The 18,755-nt window shown below is 59.9% G+C and carries 13 protein-coding genes; all 13 read right to left on the bottom strand.

Annotation, left to right across the window (positions count from 1 at the left end; translation table 11 throughout):
* Positions 1–24: 24 nt before the first annotated feature.
* On the bottom strand, positions 25–297 hold the full coding sequence (locus tag AC3RPL_RS23835) for an acyl carrier protein (protein WP_034940689.1): 273 nt from the start codon (positions 295–297) through the stop codon (positions 25–27).
* A complete protein-coding gene (locus AC3RPL_RS23830; RefSeq protein WP_490741785.1) occupies positions 287–1,801 on the bottom strand; it encodes an AMP-binding protein in 1,515 nt (504 codons plus the stop codon). The genes AC3RPL_RS23835 and AC3RPL_RS23830 overlap by 11 nt, the downstream gene beginning before the upstream one ends.
* Positions 1,798–5,052, bottom strand: coding sequence for a non-ribosomal peptide synthetase (locus AC3RPL_RS23825; protein WP_490741784.1), 3,255 nt, complete (start codon positions 5,050–5,052; stop codon positions 1,798–1,800). The genes AC3RPL_RS23830 and AC3RPL_RS23825 overlap by 4 nt, the downstream gene beginning before the upstream one ends.
* Positions 5,049–7,280, bottom strand: coding sequence for a class I tRNA ligase family protein (locus tag AC3RPL_RS23820; protein WP_490741783.1), 2,232 nt, complete (start codon positions 7,278–7,280; stop codon positions 5,049–5,051). The genes AC3RPL_RS23825 and AC3RPL_RS23820 overlap by 4 nt, the downstream gene beginning before the upstream one ends.
* 2 nt (positions 7,281–7,282) lie before the next feature.
* Positions 7,283–8,338: an NAD(P)/FAD-dependent oxidoreductase gene (locus AC3RPL_RS23815; RefSeq protein ID WP_490741782.1), complete on the bottom strand. Its 1,056-nt coding sequence runs from the start codon at positions 8,336–8,338 to the stop codon at positions 7,283–7,285.
* A 35-nt stretch (positions 8,339–8,373) separates the two neighbouring features.
* The gene (locus AC3RPL_RS23810) at positions 8,374–9,738 is read right to left on the bottom strand and encodes a lysine N(6)-hydroxylase/L-ornithine N(5)-oxygenase family protein (protein WP_490741781.1); all 1,365 of its coding nucleotides are present in this window, start codon (positions 9,736–9,738) and stop codon (positions 8,374–8,376) included.
* Positions 9,739–9,768: 30 nt separating this feature from the next.
* Entirely contained in the window at positions 9,769–11,028 is a 1,260-nt protein-coding gene (locus tag AC3RPL_RS23805; RefSeq protein ID WP_490741780.1) for an MFS transporter, read from the bottom strand.
* Positions 11,021–12,343 (bottom strand): ATP-grasp domain-containing protein, encoded by a 1,323-nt coding sequence (locus AC3RPL_RS23800; RefSeq protein ID WP_490741779.1) that lies wholly within the window; start codon positions 12,341–12,343, stop codon positions 11,021–11,023. The genes AC3RPL_RS23805 and AC3RPL_RS23800 overlap by 8 nt, the downstream gene beginning before the upstream one ends.
* A 19-nt stretch (positions 12,344–12,362) precedes the next feature.
* Positions 12,363–13,502 carry a cytochrome P450 gene (locus AC3RPL_RS23795; RefSeq protein WP_490741778.1) on the bottom strand — a complete coding sequence of 380 codons (1,140 nt, stop codon included), beginning with the start codon at positions 13,500–13,502 and terminating at the stop codon, positions 12,363–12,365.
* On the bottom strand, positions 13,499–14,692 hold the full coding sequence (locus tag AC3RPL_RS23790) for an acyl-CoA dehydrogenase family protein (RefSeq protein ID WP_490741777.1): 1,194 nt from the start codon (positions 14,690–14,692) through the stop codon (positions 13,499–13,501). Before AC3RPL_RS23790 ends, AC3RPL_RS23795 begins: the two co-directional genes overlap by 4 nt.
* Positions 14,693–14,754: 62 nt before the next feature.
* Positions 14,755–16,944, bottom strand: coding sequence for an iron-containing redox enzyme family protein (locus AC3RPL_RS23785; RefSeq protein ID WP_490741776.1), 2,190 nt, complete (start codon positions 16,942–16,944; stop codon positions 14,755–14,757).
* Positions 16,941–17,867, bottom strand: coding sequence for a hypothetical protein (locus tag AC3RPL_RS23780; protein WP_490741775.1), 927 nt, complete (start codon positions 17,865–17,867; stop codon positions 16,941–16,943). The genes AC3RPL_RS23785 and AC3RPL_RS23780 overlap by 4 nt, the downstream gene beginning before the upstream one ends.
* A complete protein-coding gene (locus tag AC3RPL_RS23775; protein ID WP_490741774.1) occupies positions 17,867–18,730 on the bottom strand; it encodes an isocitrate lyase/PEP mutase family protein in 864 nt (287 codons plus the stop codon). Before AC3RPL_RS23775 ends, AC3RPL_RS23780 begins: the two co-directional genes overlap by 1 nt.
* Between the last annotated feature and the right edge of the window lie 25 nt (positions 18,731–18,755).

Raw genomic sequence — 18,755 nt, 5'->3', positions numbered from 1 at the left:
CTGTTCTGTCCTCTGGCTCGGCGTTTATTGGGCAAGTTGTTTATTCAGGATCCGACAGACATCGGCCAGGCTGTGCATGTTCGCCAGATCCTCTTCGGTAAGGCAGCCCAGACCGATCGCCATCTCATTACAGAGTGAGGTAATGAACAGGATTTTATTCAGCGACGTCAGCCCGTAAGCCTCACGCATATTCAGCGCCGGGTCGAGTTCATCGGCGCTCACCGGCGTCAGCAGCGTGGCAGAAAGCTGCCTGCGGGCGGTCAGTTCCAGTGGAGAGAGGGCAGTTTCAGTGTGCATATGCATTTTCCTTAACAGAGGTGACAAGTTGTTGCTGATAGCGCTCAAAAATCATTTTACGCAGAGGTTTGAACTGAGAAGTGAGCAGGCCGTTTTCGATACTGAAGGGTTCTGCGGCAATAATGTAACGGGCCACGTATTCATCTTTTTCCGCCGCCGCGTTAGCGTTGGAAACCCAGCGGGCGATCTGTTCCGCGTCGACGTTGGCGTTGACAGGTGAGATAACCGCCACCAGATCGGTCTGCTGCGGGCTGAAAATCACACATTCGGCAATCGCCTCGCTGTTTTTCAGCCGCGCCTCAATCGGCTGCACATCAATCTTTTTACCGTTATCCAGCACGATGACGTTATCGGCACGGCCTTTAATATAGAGATAGCCGTCCTCATCGACCCAGCCCAAATCGCCGGTGCGCACGCCGCCGTCGGCGGTAAACATCTTCTCCGTCGCGCCGGGCTGGGCATACAGATAGCGGGTATTCACCGGATGGAGGCTGTGCACGATAATCGCGCCTTCGCTGTCAATCTCCACCCGCTTCTCCGGCAGCACCTGTCCGACGCTGCCCGGCCGGCTGGCCCCCGGATAATTTTTGCTGACGATACAGGTTTCGTTCATGCCGTAGCCTTCATACAGCGGCAGTCCGAGCTGATGGAAAAGCCGCACTGTGGCCGGATCGGCAGGGGCAGATCCGGTCCACAGGTAGCGGATCTTACTGCCAAACAGTTTTTTGCCCTGCGCGGTCATCGCTGCCAGCTCTCCCTGCTGCTCGATATGGCGACGCGCCGCGTCAAAGAACGCCGGCACGCCCATCACCACGGTCGGCTCCAGCTGCGGCATCACGATAAAGGCCGACTGGAAATTGGTGAGGATGGTGTCATGACCGTATTTCAGCGCCGAGTAAATCCAGTAGCGCTGTTGCAACAGCGACAGCGGCAGGAACACCAGCAGGCTGTCCTGTGGACCGTGTTCAAACAGGGTCTGCACGTCGCGCAGGGAAGAGTCGATGCTGCCAACGGTGGCCGCCAGCCCCTTTGGCACGCCGGTGGAACCGGAGGTGAATTTTACCGTGGTGGTCTCTTCATCGGCATAGCCGACCGGCGGCAACTCTGCCTGTTGCCAGTCGGGAAAAAGCGATATGTCACTCAACGGGCGCAGGATGCTGCGGTCCGCGCCCAGCGGTTTATCGGTATACAGCCATTTCAGCTGGTAGCGTGCTGCCAGCTCGGGGGTGGCCTCGAATTTTGCCGGATCGAATCCGGCGGTGCGGACTTTAATCCGCAGGGCCGCCAGGTCCAGCAACACCCACTCCAGGCAGTTGTCGGCAAGAATGCCCAGCGTATCTCCGGCGCGAATGCCCTGCTCCAGCAGGCCATTCGCCACCTGCCCGGCCATCTGGTAAAGCTGCGTCAGTGGGATAGCTCTGCGGCCACTCAGGGTGGCGACAATCAGATTTCCGCCCTGACTGGGCGGATGATTAACAATGTCATTAATCAGGGAGCGACTCATAAACGGTTTCCTTGTGTGGCGATGTGTGCGGCCATCGCCTGCACCGTATTGAACTGATAGACCGACTCCAGCGGCAGCGAGACGCCGAAGGTTTTACGTACCTGGGTAAGAATGCGTAACGCACTCAGCGAGTTACCACCGGCGCTGAAGAAATCGTGGGTTTTCTCCACCCGGCCTGTCGGCAACACCGCCTGCCAGATCCCTTGCAACTGGTTTTCAATGGCGCTGTGCTGCCCGTCGTCAGCGGCAGGTTGCGCAGGCTCTGCGGCCAGCGGCAGCAGGCTCAGCGCCTTGCGATCGACCTTCAGGTTGCGGTTCAGCGGCAGCGCCGGATGCCAGCAGAAACGTGACGGGATCATATAATCCGGCAACTGCTGACTGAGCGCCTGACGCATCCGCGCCGGGTCCGGCGCGCGGTTATCCCCCACCAGATGGGCCACCAGAATATCGCCGCTGTCGCTTTTCGCCGCCACCACGGCAGCCTCGCTGATGCCCGCTTGTTTTACCAGCGCGGCCTCCACCTCGCCCGCTTCGATGCGATAGCCGTTCACCTTGATTTGCAAATCCACCCGGCCAAGGATCTCAATATTGCCGTCCGGCAGATAGCGCCCCAGATCGCCGGTACGGAAGTAACGTGGCTGCTCGCCTGCTGCCTCAATATAGCGTTCTGCGGTCCGCACCGGATCGCGCCAGTAACCCGGCGTGATGCCCGCGCCGCTGGCGAGGATTTCACCGGCCACCCAGTCAGGGCAGGGTGTTCCCTGTGGGGAAGCAATCAGGCACTGATTGTTAGCATTGGGTCGGCCATAGGGAATGGCATCCCTGGCGCAGTCTTCCGCTACGATCGCATGGCAGATATTCCAGATGGTGGTTTCAGTCGGGCCGCCGAGCGACCACTGTTCAATCTCCGGCTGCTGCGCCATGATCGCCGCAGGCAGATCCGGCGGGATACGATCGCCGCTCATCATCAGCAGTCGCAGCGATGATGGCATGGCATCCGCGTGATCGTGCATCATCCGCACAATGGCCGGGACCGAGTTCCACACGCTGACGCGGTATTCCCGACAGAGCTGCGCCCAGTGTTCCGGGTCGCCGCTACGGTCGGCATCCGGGAAAACCAGTGCGGCCCCGGCCGACAATGCGCCAAACAGATCCCATACCGAGAGATCAAAATTGAATGCGCTGATGGCAAAAAAGCGATCCTGCGGCTGAATAGCGAAACGCCGCTGGCAGTCATCCACCAGGTTAACCACGTTGCGATGGGTGACCATCACGCCCTTTGGCTGGCCGGTGGTGCCGGAGGTATAGAGCACATAGGCGAGATCGTCCGCTGAAGCCTCCACGTCACGCGGTGGCAGGGTGAAGGTTGCAGGCAGCGGCGCACGCAGATCAAACTGCGGCAGCTCACACGTCAGATCAACGTTGGTCAGCACCATGCTGACCTCGCCGTCCTGCAACATATAGTCACGCCGGGCGGCGGGCAGGTGGGCATCAATCGGCAGATAGGCCGCGCCCGCCAGCACAATCGCCAGGATGCCGATGACCTGCTCCGGCGAGCGTTCTGCCACCAGGCCCACCAGCGTGTTGCGTTGCACGCCCTGGGATTTCAGCCATTGCGCGGCTTCGGCCACCCGGTTGTACAGTTCGCCATAGCCGATCTGCCTGTCCAGCGTACAGAGCGCCAGCGCGTCAGGCTGCCGACGCGCCCGCTGGACAAAATCATCGCCCAGCAGACGCGCAGCCAGCGGCGTATCCGTGGCGTTGACCGCCGCGCGACGCTGGCGCTGATCGTCCGGCAGTAGATCAAACTGTTGCTGCTGCCAGCTGTGGGGCTGACAAAGCAATTCGAGCATCCGCTGGTAACCGGCGGCCAGCGCGCTGAGGAAACCGGCCGGGAAGGCGGACTCCACGCCGTCAAGACGGATAACCAGCGCACCATGCTGTTCAAAAACAAAAACATCCAGCAGCACCTGCGGGGTCTGGCTGAGGCTGAAAACTTCCTCGCCAAACAGCGTCAGCGCATCGCCGCTCACCCCTTCCATTGCGCCCAGCGTGCAGTTAAAGGTACAGGGCATACGGGCGGCAGCCAGCCCGCGCTGACGCGCCAGCTCCTGCATCACCTCAATGGCGGAAAAATGGCGATTATCGACATCCTGATGCAGGCGACGTTGCAGCGCCCGCGCCCGCTCAGGGAAGGTCAGCTGCTGCTCACGCGCGACTTCCAGCAGCAACGGCGCGGAAAAGGGGCCGACGGTGCGAAACGCCTGCGGGTGGATCGGACGACGCTCTGACACGGTGACATTCAGGGTGAAATGATCCCCGGCTCCCCAGCCAGAGAGCGTCTCGGCGTACGCCGCCATCAGCACCGTGGCCGGGGTTAGCTGCTGCGCACGGATCTGCGCCTGCAATCCCTGCCACGCCTGCGCCGTCAGCGACACCACCCGCTGGCTGAAACGCGCCGGTCCACTGGCGCTTTTCACCGCCTGCGGCAGCTCCGGGGCGGGCGGCAGCGTCGGGATCCGCGCCAGCCAGTAATCGCGTGAACGCTGCCAGGCGGCATTACCACGCTCCTTTTGCAACGCGTCGATATGTCGGTCAAAAGCCAGATAGTCAGCAGGCGCAACCTCGCCCTGATAGTGCTGGTGCCAGTGGTGAAACAGCAGAAACATGCTGATGCCATCGACAATCATCCCGTCGTGATTGATATACAGCACCATCTGCTCATCGCTCAGCAAAGCCAGGGAAACCTGCAACAGCGGGCCTTCCGGCGACAGCATCAGGTGGGATTTCTCTTCACGCAGCCGCGCCCGCTCGGCCTGCTGTTGCGGCCCGGTCAGCCCGCGCAGATCATGACGGACAATGCTCAGCGTCTCGTCGCTGATAAACTGGGCGTTATCGTCAACAATGCGCAGGCGCAGCGCGGGCTGCTCTGCCACCACCTGTTGCAGGGCCTGCTCCAGCCGCTCCGGCTGCCAGCACCCTTCCACCTCATGATAAACCTGATTCGCCACGCCACCGCCGTCAAACAGCGGCGAACGTCCGCGATAATAAGCCTGCTGGAGCGCGGTCAGCGGGAAGCTGGCCGCACGCTGACCCAGCCACGTCAGCAGCTCCGCTTTGTGCTCGCGCAGCTGCGCCACCAGCTCAGGGGCGATATTCTGCGTCGCCCCTTCCAGTTTCAGATTACCTTCCAGCAGGCTGATTTTCAGACCGGCCTGTTCAACCTGCCGTAACAGTTCAGCGGGGGTCATGCTGTTACTCCCTTCGCCGCCGTGGTCTGCTGGCGTTCAGCTTCACGGGCAACGTCGCCCAGCGGCTGCTCCAGCAGGAACGCCAGCGGGATATCCGCCTGCAATTCATTGAGCAGATAGTATTGCAGCGTCACCGCCATCAGCGAGGTCGCGCCCAGCTCAGCCAGCCGCTGTGACGGCTCAGGGGCGGCGTTGGGCAACAGCGTGACCAGCTTCTCCTTCAGCCATGCCCAGTGCTGCGGTTCCTGAGGCGCGTTGCCGTCGCTGAAAAAAGTGACCTGATGCAGGGTGATGGCGTTGCCCGGCGTGACGATCGCCGCCTGCTGCGGCCAGCGGCTGGCCGCTTCATTACCCAGCGCCGCTGCCAGACGGCTGGCAAAACGCGGCATCAGCGGCTGCGCAAGGCCCGACAGCAATTGGGCGGCCGCCAGCTCCAGCGCCAGCGAGGTGCGGTACTCATCTTTCCAGCCCGCAATGCCCGCCAGCCGCTGCTGGCTGCGGGAGAAGGTCAGGGTGTCCTGCACCAGGTTTTTCAGCTGCTGTGCCGCACGGCGCAGCGAGAAGCCATCGGCGTTCAGCGCGTCGGTGGTCTGTTGCAGATGACCATTCAGCTGCGCCCAGAAGGCCACCTGCTCTTTGGTCCAGGTCCCGGCGTCCGGTGCCTGACCGGCAAACAGCCTGGCGGTGCGTTCTCCCAGGTCATGCAGCCAGGTCTGCCACTGGCCGATTAAGGTCTGGCTCAGCTCCTGCTGATAAGCCGCCAGCTGGAAATTGGTCCGCTCCTGCTCAGGGCGGGTCAGACTGAGATAAAAGCGCACCGCATCGACGCTCTGCGGGGTGAGGATCTCTTTGCCCCATACCGCGTGACGGCGGCTGGTGGAGAATTTTTTCCCCTCCAGCAGGTAGAACTCATTGTGGTGATAGTCGATATCCGGTTGCCAGTCCGGGTAAGCCAGCTGATAGAGCACCGGATAGAGAATGCTGTGATAGAAGCTGTTGTCATAGCCGAAAAAGTGGACGATTTTCCAGCTGGCGTCCGGCTGGTCCGCTTTCCGCGGCTGGTTGACCTTTTTCCCCAGCTGTTCGATGTCCCACAGGAAGCCGTAGCTCATCTCCGGCCACACCCAGATAACCTGGCCTTCGCCTTCAGCCTCTGCCGGGGAGATCCCCCAGCTGGCCGGATGAGAAACCGGCACGTCCAGCGACGCACGGCTGAACACCCGCTGCGCCAGCTCGCGCATTCTCGCCGGGACGCGCCCCACTTTATGGTGCTGCGCCACCGTGGCAGCAAACTGATGCAGCGGCAGCATATAGCGTTTTACCGCACGGTTTTCCGGTGGCTGCTGACTGGCTTTGGTGATCGGCGCACCGAGGTCGGTGACCACGTTCGGCTCGCCGCACTCTTCACAGATATTGCCGTTGGTGGCGTTGCCACAGCCCGGACAGGCACCGGCCACATCCACTTCATACAGATAGTTGCCGTTCTCCCTGTCGCACAGCGCCGGTGCGTCACGCAGCTGCACCTCACCGCTCGCCACCAGGCGGCTGAAAAAGTGCTGTGCGCCTTCGGCATAGCCTTCGGCGTCGTTGGTCACCGTGTAGTGATCCAGCTCGATATCCATCATGCTCAGGGTCTGGCGAATTTCCCGTGAGTAGTGGCTCGCCACTTCCGCCGGGGTTTTGCCTTCGCGATGAGCCAGCGCCACCACATAGCTCTGAAAATCATCCGAGCCGGTCATATGCCAGGCCGGATTCCCCAACAGCCGCTGATAGCGCACAAAGGCATCCGCCCCCAGATACGGGCCGGAGAGGTGGCCGAGATGCAGGTCGCCGTTGGGCGTAGGCGGCGTGGAGAAGACGAACTGCGGGCGCTGCGGGTTCTGACGTTCCTGTGAGGCGCTCGAACGGGCGGCACTGGCGGCATCGCGGCGGTACTGTAAAAAGAACACCAGGTCCGTCTCGCCGCTGTTTTCCAGCACGTGAGATTCAAAGGGGGCAAACTGCGCCACGCTACCGGCTTTCACCGCATGGCGATGACCATCAACCAGCAGCGTGCCTTCACCGCTGACAATCACGAACATCTCGGTTTCATCGTGCTGGTGGCTGGCGGAGCGCTCGCCCGGTGCCACCCGGCCCCAGCCGGCGGGGAAATCCAGTCCGCCAAGATGACTGATGTCAATGTCAAACATCCGCGCCATTTCCGCATTTTCTAAATGATGAATCACCATGTTTATTTCTCCAGTCCTGACAGATTTGGAAGCAGATTGATTACGTCGGCGGCGATAGCCGGTGCCAGCCGGTAGCCGGAGCCGTTGCAGCCTGCGGCGAAAATGACCCCGTCATCGGCGCGGAAAACCGCCGGTTCGCTGTTGGGGCTGTAGGCGTCACAAAATACCCGGCCATCGTGAATCTGGTCGGCCAGCGCCGGGGCATATTTCGCCAGCGTTTCACGGGCGTTCGCGAGATCGGCAGAGTTCAGCGGCCCGACGGTTTCCGGGTTGACATCCCACTCTTTGCAGGTGTAGCTGAACAGCCACTGTTTGCGGTGATGGCAGGGCAGCAAAAAGGCGTCCTCTTCGTCGAAAACGGTAAGCGCAGCCTGCTTATCGGGCTGAACGTTGATGTGCGCCGCGACGATTTTTTTCACCCGCAGACCGCTGGCGGCGAGGGCATTGCGGCACAGCGGATGGGCAATCCACGGCCCTGGCACCACAATCGCCTGCCGCGCCTGCACGTTTACCCCGGACCACAATGACAGCCGGTAGCCGTCATCCTCACGCCCAATGGCCTCCACTTCCGTTCCTTCGAGGTAGTCCACCCGATTACGCAGCTGCTGCATATAGTGATTCACCAGCGCAAAGACATTGGCATAATTCGCCCCACTGCCTTTCAGCACCTGTAAATTGCCACCACCCGTGGCGCTGAGATCAATAAACTCGCTGCGGCATTTTTCAGTCTGATTAAATGCCACCAGCGGCAGATATCTTTTTTCCACCTGTGGACGATTGCCCGCGTCGGTAATTAATTCCATTTCCAGCGGATATATTGGCGCGCCTTCTGATATCTGCTGCTGATAATAATGGTGACTGTCGTGTGACATTTTTCTGACCCGCTCACTATTGCCTCGCGGAAAATGCACGCCCGCAGAATAAAAAGAGGCACCGGCACCCGAAAGTCTTTTATCAATAATTGAAATCTTTAACGCCGGGTATTTATTTAAAAGCTCTCTGGCGATGGTGGACCCAAGGATACCCCCACCGACAATAGCGATGTCATATTTCAACATGATGTTACGTTCCCAGGATGAGGCTTCGGCTTAACTCAGAAAGTGTGTGATATTCGCTTCCACTCTTTTTCATCAAAATCAATCTTCAGGTTTTCCAGCGTGCTGTTTTCCGCTGGCGGTGCCCAGTCGATAAAAGAAGGATGTTGATGAGCAGGATATTCGCCACACAGGCGGCCCATAATACGTTGCGCCCGCCATGCGTTCAGGCTGAGATTTAAATCCGGCAGGCCACGCTGTCCGCGAACCGCATTCTGCACGAAAATATTATTCTCTTTCGGCCCGTCCCACTGCACGGCAAAGTCTTCATCCACCACAAATTCCTCTTTTTCACGGTGGATACGATCGGAGAGCGTGCCGAGAAAATGTTTTTCCGTTGGCGCATAGCCGGTGGCCCAGACAATCACATCCGCTTCCTGCGTCTCCACCCCGGCGGAATCAAGGTGGCTGTACTCCACCAGCCAGCCGTTATTGGCGGTCGGCCTGACATTGCTGACCGAACGGCTGGTCTGCATGGCAATCTGCATCTTGCCTGGGGTAATGAAGTTCAGGCTGTAGAGCTTCTGATAAATCTGCCGCAGGGTGGACTCAGAAATGCCGTCGGAGGTCAGAATATTTTCCCGGTTGGTTCGCTGGCGCAGGTGTAACGGCAGCTTGTTGAAATAGTCTGAATAGCTGGGCATATAAAAGTCATTGGTGAAGGTCGAGTCATCAATGGGGAAGAAATTACGCCGCCGTGAAATCCAGTGGATGCTGGCCGGTCTTTCGCTGTCCGCTTTTGACAGCAGATCGAGAAACACTTCGGCACCCGACTGCCCGCCGCCAATCACCGTCACCCGTTTCCCGGCCACGCGGCTGTTTCTTTGCATGTACTGGCTGACATGGAATTGTGTCTGACCGATTTGTGCGGCGGCGAACTCCGGCACCCAGGGACGGGTGCCAACGCCGATGGCAATATTGTCGGCGGTCAGCTCTCTTTTATCGGTAACAATGCGGAATACCCGGTCAAAATCAATATTCAGCACCTTTTCACCAAACAGGACATTTTCATTTTTCTCTGCCGCCCAGGCTAAATAATTACGAAATTCCCGCCGGGGAATTTCATCAAACTGGGCATTAAGAAAATGATAAATACGCCCCTTCTCATGCAGATAAGCCAGAAAGGTAAATTTATTTGTGGGATCGGTCAGCGTGCTGAGATCTTTAAATAACGAAACCTGTAAGGTCGCGCCGTCAATCATTTGATCATCATGCCAGGAAAAAGCATTTTTTCCGTCGAGGAAAAGATTCTTTATTTCCGGTTTGCCATGCAGCAGTGACGCCAGGCTTAAATTGGCCGGTCCCGCACCAATTCCCAACAGCGTAAAATGTGACTGTACATCTTTTTTGCGCGATCCGGTCATGTTGTGTCCTTAATACAGAGTCAAAGATTATTATTCAGTAACCTTGCTTGCATCGATATTTTCAGTGCCATGCTGACGTTTAGTGGTAACGGTCTCCGTAGCGTAATAACCGCAAACGACTGCGGCGAAGAATGAACCGAGCGAAATAACCGGCCAGATACCGGTGCCAAGCTGCAAATAAAGCCAGCCGCCGACCACCGGACCTACCGCAATGCCCATGCTGAACATAAAGTGAAAACTGCCAAGGTAGTGCGCTTTAAGATGTTTCGGACCGGCATTGGCGGGGAAGGCAAAGAACGCCGGTCCGGAGATGATCTCGCCCAGCGACCAGACCAGCGTGCCAACGATCAGCGCCGCCGGGCCAATCGGCACGGCATAGAAGGCCACGCCGCTGCCAATCAGCGCAAATCCCAGCGCCAGCATCTTACGGCGGGCATAGTTCTGGGTAATTTTGGTGATTAACAGTTCAAAGCAGATAACGATAATGCCGTTCAGCGATACCGCCAGGGTGTACCAGAACAGGCCAATTTTCTGATCTTCCACATACATCGGCAGCGTGGTGATGTACTGCACGAACACCGCCGAGTGGCAGAGCGTCGCCAGTAAAAACAGCACAAAGCGGCGATCCGTCAGCACTTCCCGGTAGCCCCCGGCATGCGGCGTGGCAGTGATGTCGTCGTCACTCTGGCTGCGGCTTTTACCCGGCAGGGTCAGCATCGCCAGCAGCGCATAAAGTCCGGCGATGATCGCCTCGCCCCAGAACAGCCAGGTAAAGCTTTCGCCACCCCAGTGATAAAGGGCATAGCCAATCAGCGGTGCGCCGGTGGCCCCCAGGTTCAGTCCCAGGCGATAGATAGCAAAAATCATCGTCTGACGCTCCGCCGGGGTCTGCTGCGACAGCAGCGCCGACGAGGCCGGGCGAAACAGCTGGGCGCAAAGGCTGGCCAGCGCCACCACCAGCAGGATGGCGACAAAATTGTGCAGATAGAGCAGTGCGGCGGTCAGCACCGCCGTGGCCCCCATACTGATCATGCTGGCGGTGCGCGTTCCCAGCCGTTCGCTGAGGCTGCCGCCAATCAGCGCGCCGGTCACCGCCCCCAGACCATAAATGAACAACGCCACAATGGTCTGCTGATGGGAGTAGCCCAGTGAGATCAGAAACAGCACGATAAAGATCTGCAAAAAACCGGACAGACGGTTAATCATCACGCCAAACAGGATCACCTTTGATGATAAAGGGCTTTGCGCGAAGGTTTCCCACACGCCGGGCGTGGCGGAATGATCAGTCATGATTTTCCTCAATATCCAGGGTGATGGTGGCGCTGACTTCCGCTTCCAGCCTGTCGAGGTCGGCCTCGCAGCTGGCGTCAATAAAGAAGGTGACCGCACGGTCATCGGAAGAGCGCAGAGGGGTCAGCAGCTCGCCGCGCTTTTTATGCACAAATACCGCCCGCAGCGCGGGTGCGTCCTGCGGCTGGCCGGGCGCGATCTCAGGCCAGGTCTGGTTATCTTCAATCCAGCTGACCTCAACACCCGGCCAGCGCAGTTGCACATCTTTCAGCACGCCCGGACGGTGCTCCAGATAGACCTGCCGTGCCACGCGGTTGGCCGCCGGATAGCGTGCCTGCTCGCCCAGCATGATGCTGAGAATGGCCGACTCCAGCGGTTGTCCGCAGGCCAGACGGTAGAGCGGCAGAATGCCATCCCCCGGCGTACGGGCAGCAATTTCCATCAGGTACGGTTTGCCGTCGCTGGCAAGACGCCATTCGGAGTGAGCAATACCATTGCGAAAATCCAGTTTATTCAGCACCTGCCGCGCCGCACGCAGCAGCAGTGCATTTTCCGCGCCCGATCCGGGCACGGTGTGCGCCAGCTCAACAAAGGTGTTGCTGTGTTTATCGGTGGTGACTTTGTGGGTGACGGAAGAAAAAATAATATCCCCCTCCTGCACCAGCGACTCCACCGAGTACTCCTGCCCTTTCACCCGCTGTTCCAGCAGCAGGGTTTCATAATCCGGATAGTCCACCAGCGCGGCACGGGCCTGCTGTGCGTTATCAACCGAAATCACCCCGGATGAAGAGTGGCGGGTCGCCGGTTTGATAATCAGCGGCCACGGCAGGGAGTGCCAGTCAATCTCGTGGCGTTTTTCCGGGGCCACCACCTGTGACAGTGGGCTGAACTGTCCCAGGTAGAAGCGTTGCAGATATTTGCTGCGGCAGACGCGGGTGGCGCGCAGGCCGGGGCTGCGCAGGCCCAGCGCATCGGCAACGATGCCGGTCGGCTCAACCAGGGTTTCCCCCACCGCGAACGCGCCCACGATCTGATACTGCTGCTGCCACTGTTGCAGCGCGGCAATCACGCTGGGATTAAAGGAGGCTTCCCGGTCCAGCGCGCCCTGCACATAGGCAATATCGGCAATCAGCGCGGTGGCGCTCTGGCGGTCATTACGCGCCGCCTCGGCATCCTGGCGATAAGATGTCGGCGTGATCACCAGCACCGCGATTTCTCGCTTCGCCAGTTCACGCAGATAGAGCGAGTTGCGGCAAATGACCCAGAATGCGCCGGTCAGCACAAAAGCGCGGGGCAAAACTTTTTCAACGTTCATAAACAAACCTTGTCAGCCGTTAAACAGTGAGTTCAGGAATACGGGCATTGCCGGATGGCCGGTAACCGGTGCAGCGCAGCGTGGCGATGCTCCTGTCGTTATGAGCCCGTAGCGCGTCAATAAAACCGCTGGCAATAGTCACCGCCAGCGCCTGCCCCGGACAGCGATGACGTCCGTGGCTGAAGGTGAAGCAGCGGCTGTCGGCACGCTGGGGGATAAATTCATCAGCCTGCGGGTTTGCCTGCGGGTCGCGGTTGGCGGCCGCCAGCAGCAGCAATACCGCGTCGCCACGGGCAATCTCTGCACCCCGCCAGCTGAAAGGTTCAGCGGCAAAGCGGCGGGTGTTCTGAATGGGCGCATCAAAGCGCGCCACCTCGCCGATAAAGGCCTCCGGCGACGACGCGCTGAACGCCTGCGGCCAGCGCTGTGCCGCCAGCAGGGCGTTGCCGATAAGCCCCGCCGTGGCATCCCAGGTTTGTGACAGCAGGCCAATACCGTTGGCAATCAACGCCGCCTGATGCGGCCACTGGTCGGCCAGCGCCGCCTGCAACAGCGCGGTGAGCAACGAGCCCTCGCTGGCCTGCTCCAGCTGGCGGGCAAAGCGCGTCAACAGCTGCTCTGCCGCCCGACTGGCGCGCGCGCACTGCTCGGCGCTGGCCGTGGCAGGAATACAGAGCACAAATTCAGCGATCAGCGCGGTCATTTCCGGCAGCGCGTGGTCGGTAAAGCCGCAGAGCGCAGCCACCACCGTGGCCGGAACCGTGAACAGCAGGGTGTCTATCTCGTCGTGCTGACGCAGGCGGCTTAAGGTGGTATCAAAAGCCAGCTGGCGCACGCGTGGCATATCGCGGGTGCTCAGCGCCTGCACGATGATGCTTTTCAGCCGCTGCTGGTGCTCACCTTCACGCATGCGTACCAGATTGCCAAACACCTCTCCGGCGGCGGTGCCGACCAGGGCGGCCGGAACCGGTTCGGCCAGCGGTCGTACCTGAAGCTGCGGGGCTTCCAGCATCGCGGTAACCGATTGGGCATCGGCGGCGACCCACAGCTTCAGCTGCGAATCGAAATAAAAGGGCTTCTCGCGGGTTAACGCGCCGTACCAGCTGTACGGGTCGGCATGCCGGATAGCGCTGAGCGGATTTAACGGCGTGCTGCTCATTGCAGATCCTCCCGTTGCTGAAGGCGATGGCTGTCCAGCGCCGAGGCAATGTTCATCAGCAGCGCCTCTGACGCGCCCTCGTAGATGCGCAACGGACGGATCTGGCGATAGAGGCGTTCCATCTGGCTGTCTGCCACCACGCCCGCCGCGCCGAGCAGTTGCAGCGCCACATCGACGATGCGGCTGGCCTGCTCGGTAGCAAAGTGTTTTGCCATCGCCGAGCTTTTACCGAAGCGCGCATCACCCTGATCCAGCTGCCAGGCCGCGTGGGCGGTCATCAGCGTTGCCGCCGACAGGGTGATCTCCATTTTTGCCAGCGACGCTTTGACCAGCTGTAAATCAAGCAGCCGTCCCTGATAGATTTTCCGGCGCGAGGCGTGGCGCAGCGCGATATCCGCCGCCCGCCGGGCGAAACCGACGGCGGCGCTGGCGACCGTCATGCGAAACCTGTCGAGAATATCCAGCGCAATAATGAATCCCTGGCCTGCCCCGCCCAGCCGGTTTTCCACCGGTACCGGCACCTGGTCAAAATGGAGGTCGGCCCAGGCGCGCGGGGCGATGGCTTCCAGCGGGCGGGTCCGGATGCCCGGCAGCGCGGCATCAACGATAAAGGCGCTCAGCCCCAGCGGGCCGGGGCCTTCCCCCGTTCGGGCGATGACAATCAGGCAGTCAGCAATGTCGCCCTGGGCGATCCACGCCTTGTCGCCGCTGAGGAGAAAATGGTCGCCGTCACGTTCTGCACGCAGCGCCACGGCGGCCACATCCGATCCGGCTTCCGGTTCCGAAAGGGCAAACGCCCCGGCGTATTCGCCGCTGGCCAGCCTGGGCAGATAGCGCTGGCGCTGCGCCTCGTTGCCAAAACGGCGGATGACGCTGCCGCTGAGGCTCTGAATCGACCAGGCAAAATCGAGCAGATCGTGATGGTAAGCCAGCGTCTGGCGAAACAGACAGGCGCTGCGCGCATCGGCGGCCAGACTCGGTTCAGGGCCACTCAGATGTGCCAGCCAGCCCGCATGGCCCAGTAATTTCAGCAGATGTCTGCCCTGCCCGGCGGCATTTTCGCCGCCCGCTGGCGACGCCAGCGATTGTTGCTGACACCAGCTGTCCAGCGCCCTGACCTGCGCAATATGTTCCGGCTGATAAAAAGGCAGCGTCAGCATCGCCGCATCGTGACTGAATAGTTGACTCATAGAACAGCCCTGTCTCCATGCCGCGGCCTGAAGGCAGCGGCGGTTAATGTCGTGGCAGTGATTCAGATCAGTAGTTCGCTGTAATCGGTATTCTCAGCGACTTTTGCGGCGTTCGCCGTTTGCAGATCGGTTTCCAGCCAGAAGGCAAAGGAGGCATAACCGCGCCAGATGCGACGCCAGCGCTGCTGAAGCTCTTCCGCGCTGAGGCCCGGTTTACAGTCATCCAGATAATCAATAATCAGATCCACCGCCTGCCGTGAGTGACCGGCAGAAAAGTTATCAATGGTCAGGTGGGCTTCTTCATAGATGGTGTCGAAGCCGTGGCGGCGAAGCTTTTGAATCTCATGCATACGCATTTCGCCCAGCCCCAGCATTTCAATGCCGAGGTTATAGCCCAGCAGCTCCTCATAAAAGGTGTCCGGGAACTGCGACATCGCCAGCTGATGCAGGGAGAAATCGTAGATATCGGGCAGTTCATCCTGCTGGCAAAAGGCCTCGTCGCGAATGTGTGGCAGGGTGATATCCATGCTTTTCAGCACCCGCAGGATCAGGGTGATATGGTTTTTTTCATACTCCCCCAGCCCCATCTCGTCGGCGTAGATCGCCAGCATTTTGCCGTCTGCCCGTCGGTGGTTGCGCAGGGTGCCGCCAAAGCGATGCGCCCAGGCTCCGTCGATCATGCTGCCCAGTGCCATCAGTTTCTGGCCGAACAGCACGCTTTCGCGGTCGGGGATCTCGGTCAGCCGCTGATAAGGCTGCACCAGTTTTTCCCAGTAGATTTTTTCCATCCGCGCCAGCAGCGCCTCCGGGCTGTAACTGAAGTAGCTGGCGTCGGTATAGCGCCCGCCGCTACCGGTGGTGAACAGCACCTCTGCCTGTTGCAGCGTCTGTTCAACCCGCTCTTTCAGCAGCGCCAGATGGCTGGCGAAATGTTCAATATTGACCAGGCGATAAAACAGCTGGCGCGCGTCCGGCAGCTCCGCGCTTTGCCACACCACCCGCGCCTCCAGTGAGGTGGCACGGCAGCGGTGCAGCCAGCCTGCCGCCTGTTCACTGCCCGGCTGCGGAAAGTGGCTCAGCCGCACCTCATCACCAGGCGTTGAACCGGCGATCCAGCGCGCCATGACCGCCGCTTCCTGTGGGCTGAAGATGCCAAACATCGAGCCACCGAAACGCACCGCTTTCTGGAAACTGCATTCGCCCTGCCCTGATGGCGACTGGCGCAGATAAGGCGAGGCGCGCAGCGCGCGTAAAAAGTCGGCCATCTCAAAGGATTCATCTTCCGGCCACTCGGCCAGGCTGCGTTTCTCCAGACGAATACGCTGATGCTGCCTGCCCGCCAGCGGCAGATGACGACTGACAATTTCCGCCATGCGGTCATCCGGGGTGCGTCGGGCCAGCTGGCTTTTCAGCTCCAGCAGCATCTCGCTGTGCGCCAGCTCCAGCTCCACCGCCTGCGCCAGCGCCCTGAACATCCTTTTTTCACTCTGTGCGCCCGCCGCATCGTCGCGGCAATGGCGCAGAAAGGTGTCCAGCAGCCGGTCGAGCTCCGCCTGAGCAATGGGCGCTGGCAGGCCGAGCATCTGGTCGTCAAATCCCAGGCTGTAATAAGCGTAATGAAAGGCCACCACTTCCGGCAGATGGCTGGCCGACAGGCGGGAGAGCGCCAGCCAGAAAGCCGCCTGCCAGGCGGTCAGCTCAACGCTGCCCAGCGTGGCGACAATGCCTGCGGTATAGACTTCCGGAATGGCGATGCCCATCTCTGCAAACTGCCGGTAACGCTGCTTTTGCTGGCTGTCGGCAATTTCGCCCTCGCCTTTCAGGGCAAAGTTTTGCCCGCTGAGCAGACAGACCACTTCAGCCGGTTCGGTGGCGGGCTCGGAAACGTAATCCAGCCAGCATCCGGCGGTCAGCGACAGTAAGGCGCGTTGACGCAGGATCTGTTTGCCCTCTTCCCCCGCCACCTGCTTAAGCTGCTCTGCGCGCTGGCTGAGGGTGGCTTTTGCCGTGGCAAGATAAGCATGCAGCGTGGCGGCGGTGGGTGCCTCGGATCGCGTGGCAAACAGTGTTTCCAGCAGTTGCAGGGCTAACAGCTGCTGCGATTCGCTCTCGATATCCCCGGCAAAAATCCTGTAGAGCGCGCTGGCGGAACCCTGTTGCAGCCAGGCATCCAGCGTGCTTTTGGCCTGTGGAGAAAAATGGAAGCTCAGATCTGGCAGTGCTGTGGTGCTGTCCACGATGGCCGTAGTCACTCTTCTCTCCTTTTTTGCAGCAGAACGGCGGCGCGTGCGCCGGGAATACTGGCCGCCAGCTGGAAAATCCCCTGTTCAGGCAGCAGTTGGCGGCGGATGGCGTCAGTCAGGTTGATTAGCGGATCGGCAGAGAAACAGTGACCGATGCGTACAATATTGTCGGTAAACAGCTGTTGCTCTGTGTAGCCTGCCTGGCGTTCTTTTAAATTGCATAACGGTAAGAAGACATTGGTGTGAAACAGGCGGCTGACGTCAGCCAGGGTTATCTGCGTGTCGCGGAACAGCTGCTGATTGACGGCTGTAGCCAGCGCGGATGACAAGCCTTCAGGAATAAGCCTCAGGTCCTGCTGCTCCGCGCTGGCAAGAATATCGAAGCCGGGCCGGGGATCGTCGTGGCGCACCACCAGGCAACTGGCCGCGCCATCGGAAAACAGGGCAAAGTTTTCCAGCCGCTGCGCCGGATCCTCCATGCAGTCGCTGGCGACAAGCAGGATCTGTCTGGACTGCCCGCTGGCGATCCGCGCCTCAGCCAGCCGCAGGCCTTTCAGCAGGTTGGTGCAGCGGCCCAGGGTTACGCCAATGATTTCAGCATGATGTAGCGCCAGCGCATCCGCAAAGTCGCACAGCAGGCGGGTCTGCTGGTTGGCATCGGCGGGCAGCGACGAACTGCAAAAAATCACCGTATCCACCTGCTGTGCGGGGGTATCCGCCAGGGTTTTGCGGACGCTCGCCACCGCCAGCTGTATAAAAGAAGAGGTGGCCTGATGCACCGTTCCCCAGCCCCAGACCTGCGGCAGCGCAGGCAGCGAAAACGCCGTCGCGCGTTGCTGCCAGTCGGGGATCTGTTCGTAACTGAGGGGCTGTTCACCCAGCTGATAATCGGGGGCCACTATTCTGGCCTGGACGCATGGATGCTGAGCCATCACAGCTTTCCTTCTGTCAGCAGTTTCGCCACGTCAAAATAGCCAATGGCGTTGTCGAGGAAGTGACAGCTACCACCCTGCTGAAGCTCCTGCAAGGCAGAGAAAAAGCCACCCAGAGCGGCACGCGACAGGGCTGAGCCAAGACTGACCCGCGAGACGCCAAGCGCAAACAGCTCGGCGACCGTCAGACGGTTTCCCGCCCCCAGCAGCACGTTAACCGGCACATCCACCGCCCGGCAGACGGCTTTTATTGACTCCGCATCCGGCAGGGCCGGGGCGTAAACCACGTCAGCGCCCGCTCTGGCATAAGCCTGCAACCGGCTGATGGTGTCCTGCAAATCGTGAACGCCATAGAGGAAGTTTTCTGCGCGCGCGGTGAGGGTAAAGGGGAATGAGAGGCTTCTGGCTGCGTCAACCGCCGCTTCAACGCGCATCACCGAGCGGGCAAAGTCACGGATTGGCTGCTGCTCATCGCCGGAGTAATCCTCAATGGAGCAACCCACCGCGCCGGTGGCGGCAGCAGCACGGATATTGTTGCTGATGCCATCAGCATCGGCGGCAAAGCCATCTTCCAGATCGACAGAGAGCGGCAGGCTGCTAATGCTGGCGATCTGCGCGGCGTTGTCAAGGGTTTCCGCCAGCGTCACCGCCGCAGTACGATCGAGTTTGCCAAGGGAAAAAGCCAGACCGGCACTGGTGGTGCCCAGCGCGTGAAAGCCTGCTTTTTCCATTAATATTGCCGTGCCGCGATCCCAGGGATTGGGCATAACAAAAGGTGCGCCATCGCCGTGCAGGCGTTTAAATTTCTCACCTTTTATTTTTTGTGCAGTGATTAACTGACTCGTCTCATTATTGACAGTCATGGTTATATCCCGAAAATTTATTAAG

Source organism: Erwinia papayae, assembly GCF_058241465.1.
Note: the sequence above shows the minus strand (reverse complement) of the source record. Positions and strands in the feature narration are given on the sequence as shown.

Bases quoted from the DNA above. Each gene is read 5' to 3' on its own strand.
- AC3RPL_RS23800 (WP_490741779.1), bottom strand. From the start codon at position 12,343: ATGAACGTTGAAAAAGTTTTGCCCCGCGCTTTTGTGCTGACCGGCGCA.
- AC3RPL_RS23825 (WP_490741784.1), bottom strand. From the start codon at position 5,052: ATGACCCCCGCTGAACTGTTACGGCAGGTTGAACAGGCCGGTCTGAAA.
- AC3RPL_RS23815 (WP_490741782.1), bottom strand. From the start codon at position 8,338: ATGTTGAAATATGACATCGCTATTGTCGGTGGGGGTATCCTTGGGTCC.
- AC3RPL_RS23775 (WP_490741774.1), bottom strand. From the start codon at position 18,730: ATGACTGTCAATAATGAGACGAGTCAGTTAATCACTGCACAAAAAATA.
- AC3RPL_RS23805 (WP_490741780.1), bottom strand. From the start codon at position 11,028: ATGACTGATCATTCCGCCACGCCCGGCGTGTGGGAAACCTTCGCGCAA.
- AC3RPL_RS23820 (WP_490741783.1), bottom strand. From the start codon at position 7,280: ATGGTGATTCATCATTTAGAAAATGCGGAAATGGCGCGGATGTTTGAC.
- AC3RPL_RS23790 (WP_490741777.1), bottom strand. From the start codon at position 14,692: ATGAGTCAACTATTCAGTCACGATGCGGCGATGCTGACGCTGCCTTTT.
- AC3RPL_RS23795 (WP_490741778.1), bottom strand. From the start codon at position 13,502: ATGAGCAGCACGCCGTTAAATCCGCTCAGCGCTATCCGGCATGCCGAC.
- AC3RPL_RS23810 (WP_490741781.1), bottom strand. From the start codon at position 9,738: ATGACCGGATCGCGCAAAAAAGATGTACAGTCACATTTTACGCTGTTG.
- AC3RPL_RS23835 (WP_034940689.1), bottom strand. From the start codon at position 297: ATGCACACTGAAACTGCCCTCTCTCCACTGGAACTGACCGCCCGCAGG.
- AC3RPL_RS23780 (WP_490741775.1), bottom strand. From the start codon at position 17,867: ATGGCTCAGCATCCATGCGTCCAGGCCAGAATAGTGGCCCCCGATTAT.
- AC3RPL_RS23830 (WP_490741785.1), bottom strand. From the start codon at position 1,801: ATGAGTCGCTCCCTGATTAATGACATTGTTAATCATCCGCCCAGTCAG.